This is a genomic window from Aquiflexum sp. (genome assembly GCF_977115555.1).
In genome coordinates this window covers 1-3190 of sequence record NZ_CDSBKL010000443.1, presented here as the reverse complement: position 1 = coordinate 3190, position 3190 = coordinate 1, and the positions used below count along the sequence as shown (strand labels likewise).

Below are 3190 nucleotides of genomic sequence, written 5' to 3'. Positions count from 1 at the left end.
AATGAATTGATTATTAATAACGTATTGAAAATAAATAACATAAGAAAAAATTTCACCTCCTTTTCATCGCTTTTGTGGATTGACTAAGAATTGAAAAAAGTGGGCTCAGCTAAAAGACAGATAAAATAGTTAATCTTTCTACAATTGAAATTTTTCTTCTATCTTTTTGATCAGGTCTTCACATAAAACCTTTTGTGCCTCATATTCCTGAAGCGAACGTCCCATCATCGTTCGGACAACAGCGATTTTATTGATGAAAATGTCCAAGGTGTTTTTGTCTTTGATCTTGATGTACATTTCCTTCGTAATTGGCTTATTGAACCGTAACTCTCCGGTCACCTCAAAATTGATGAGTGTAGCGGCAACAGGGACAAGTTCCCATTCCGCTTTTTCCACTATTTCATCTCTAAAAACTGTTTTCTTCAGTTGGTTGTCATAGGCATTCATTTTATTCACAAGCACTTGATTGAAAAACCGTAGCGTACCTGAGGACTTCATTTGGGAATAGGTCCCGTCTGTAGGAGAAAAAGGGAAAGTGGTAAAAACCGCCGTCATGCTTTTATAAAAAGTTAGTGTATCCCAAGACTCAGCAGGGGTGTGAAGCATGTGCAGGAAATTTTGAATGGCAAGGTCTTTTTCTTTGGCAAACCTTATCGCCTCCTCTAAAGCTGTTTTGTCTTGCTTTAAATCCTCCAACATGGATTTGGCCAATACAGCAGCACTCTTGTTCTCCACATAGGATTCCCTTTGGTTTTCTACAAAGAAGCCCAATGAAATTGCAAGAAAGAGCATCAAAAATTCTTTGATATAGGAATTCCAGTTTCTCTTTTTGGACAAAACCTCCTGATTGGGTTTGCTTTCTTCATTACCCTGTGTCTTGGTTTTTAACGATTTTGCCATATTCAGTTAAGGTTATATTCAGCTTGTATCAGTTCCAATAAACGGCCTGCATCAGATTTCAAGGATTCCCCCCTGAGGCTATTACCTTTGGTCATCTTGGATAAATAATGGATTTGGAATGCAATCTCATTAATGATGGCAAAATCATCTGTGATCAATTGCGGATTTGAAGTAGGCATGACAAATTTCATTTCAGAATCCATGGTCTTATTCAGTTCGGAAGAATTAAAGACCTTCCCTCCCATTTCCCGGAATGTGGATTTGGTTCTATTGTCATTCTCGTCCCATCCCTCCAAAACCTTTACTTTTTTTTCATAGGCAAGCAAGGCATTGACTACGTTTCTTTTCCTTATAAGCCGGAGATTCCCTGCATTTTTTAGCTGCTGAATGGTACCGTCAGCGTAGAAAAATGCCTGTTCGTTAAACACTTGCCGAGCCAAAAAGTACATTTGATTTCCAAAAAGATTACGTTGCTCAGAGAGCATCATTTCTGCCAGAGAATCCATCAGTACACTCTTTTCTTTTCTAAAAGCGATATAAAAGCTGAGATTGGCGGTATCTGTCTTTAAATCTTCAACCAGGGAAAGAATGTATTCTTTTTCAATCTTTTGGGAACTGAGGGATTCCCGGTAATTCTCAGCAAGAAATCCACAAAAAACTGCCAGGAAAAGCATGAAGAATTCCTTCAGGTAAGATTTCCAGTTCTTCTTTTTCAGTGTGTTGATGACCTCTTTATTTGAGACATCAAGTTGATTTTCGGGGGTTTGATCCTCTTCCATCGGCTTAATTTTCAAGTGTGACAAACAATTGGGAGTGAATCAGCCATGTCCCTGAGGCCTTCGTCCATTGGGCCGAATATTTCCCTCCCACAACAGGATCGTCCAAACCTTCTACATATCCTTTCCAGGTTCCTGTTTCCCAAGCCAACTTGGTTTTAGAATTTACCAACACTTCATTAGCCGTCCTAACCCAATACATTCTAGGGCCTTTTTGGGATTTGATATAAGCCGAAAGTGCTTCCTTACCTGCTATCAGCGTACCGGCACCTGTAGTAATCAGGGCGTCTTCGGTTGAAAATGTCGCATTCAGCTCCTCATCAAATTTCCTAAGGGCTTCATTTGAAGCGTTTCGTTGCTCACGGATTTCAGCTATATCCTGCAAAGTATTTTGTCCAAAGGAAAAACTGGACAGGACCACAAAAAAGATCAATGGGAGGTATTTCAGCATTTTAAATTGATTTCCTTGAAAATCTTTCATTTGGATAGTTTTCATTTTTGGGTTTCAAAATTGGAAGTTAGGAACATGATTTTCTTTTGAATTAATTGAAAGGAAATAGAAGACGGAATACAGAGGAAAAAAGCATCTGCACACATTTTTCCCCAGCATTCCATCAATTAACTATTATCCACTATTTCATGTATTTCTCAAACCAAGTCAAAATTCTTGGAGAAACATCCATCAGAAATTTAGGTTCTGTAGGCCCATGAGGGGTTCGAGGATATATGACCATCTCCGTGTCAACACCTTTTCGCTTCAATGAATTATAAAATTCCTGCCCCTGGGCTAGTGGAACTCTCAAATCATTGGCACCATGAATTACCTGCGTAGGCGTAATGACATTTTTGATGTGGTAAATGGCTGAGTGCTTTTCATATTCCTCATAATCTTCCCAGTATTCTTTGCCACCTGCATGCCCTACAAGGTAGTCGGGGATATCTGTAGTCGTTACCATACTGATCAAGTTTGGCAAACCTGCGCCCATACTTGCGGCGTTGAAGCGGTTGGTTTGTGTCACGATCCAGCTAGTCATATACCCGCCATAACTCCAGCCCATCACAAACTGATTTTTGCTGTCGGCAATCCCCATTGCCAAGACATGGTCTACTCCTGTCACTAAATCCTCATAATCACCAAAGCCCCAATCACGGACATTTGCATATCGGAAATCTTTCCCATAGCCTGTGCTTCCTCTAGGATTGGGTCGCAAGACTATAAATCCATGCTGCGCAAAAAACTGGGTCATATAGATAGATGGGGCACCTGTATAAGTTTGGGAAAATACACCTGCAGGTCCGCCATGGATCTGAAGGATAATCGGATATTGTTTCCCTTGCTCATAATCCACAGGATAGGTTAGCAGTCCTTCCACGGTCAATCCATCTTTTGATTTCCAAGTGATTACCTCAGTTTTTCCAAGAGTTGGCGCATCAAAGTTGGCATTGATGCTGCTTACTTTTTTAGCATTTTCCCCTCTGATCCCTGCGGTAAATACCTCCTTTGGGTTATCGAC

General features: G+C 40.3%; 4 protein-coding genes. All 4 read right to left on the bottom strand.

Annotated features, from left to right (window positions below):
* Nucleotides 1–138: 138 nt before the first annotated feature.
* Entirely contained in the window at nt 139–900 is a 762-nt protein-coding gene (locus tag ACZFYI_RS18010; RefSeq protein WP_462525510.1) for a hypothetical protein, read from the bottom strand.
* Between the two features lie 2 nt (nt 901–902).
* On the bottom strand, nt 903–1679 hold the full coding sequence (locus tag ACZFYI_RS18005) for a hypothetical protein (RefSeq protein WP_462525509.1): 777 nt from the start codon (nt 1677–1679) through the stop codon (nt 903–905).
* A gap of 4 nt (nt 1680–1683) precedes the next feature.
* Nucleotides 1684–2172, bottom strand: a complete 489-nt coding sequence (locus ACZFYI_RS18000) for a YybH family protein (RefSeq protein WP_462525508.1) — start codon at nt 2170–2172, stop codon at nt 1684–1686.
* 136 nt (nt 2173–2308) lie between these two features.
* Nucleotides 2309–3190: alpha/beta hydrolase family protein (locus ACZFYI_RS17995; protein ID WP_462525507.1), on the bottom strand; the 882-nt coding region annotated here is incomplete at its 5' end.

Excerpts from the sequence above, each read along its gene's own strand:
- ACZFYI_RS18010 (WP_462525510.1), bottom strand. The coding sequence starts at position 900 with ATGGCAAAATCGTTAAAAACCAAGACACAGGGTAATGAAGAAAGCAAA.
- ACZFYI_RS18005 (WP_462525509.1), bottom strand. The coding sequence starts at position 1,679 with ATGGAAGAGGATCAAACCCCCGAAAATCAACTTGATGTCTCAAATAAA.
- ACZFYI_RS18000 (WP_462525508.1), bottom strand. The coding sequence starts at position 2,172 with ATGAAAACTATCCAAATGAAAGATTTTCAAGGAAATCAATTTAAAATG.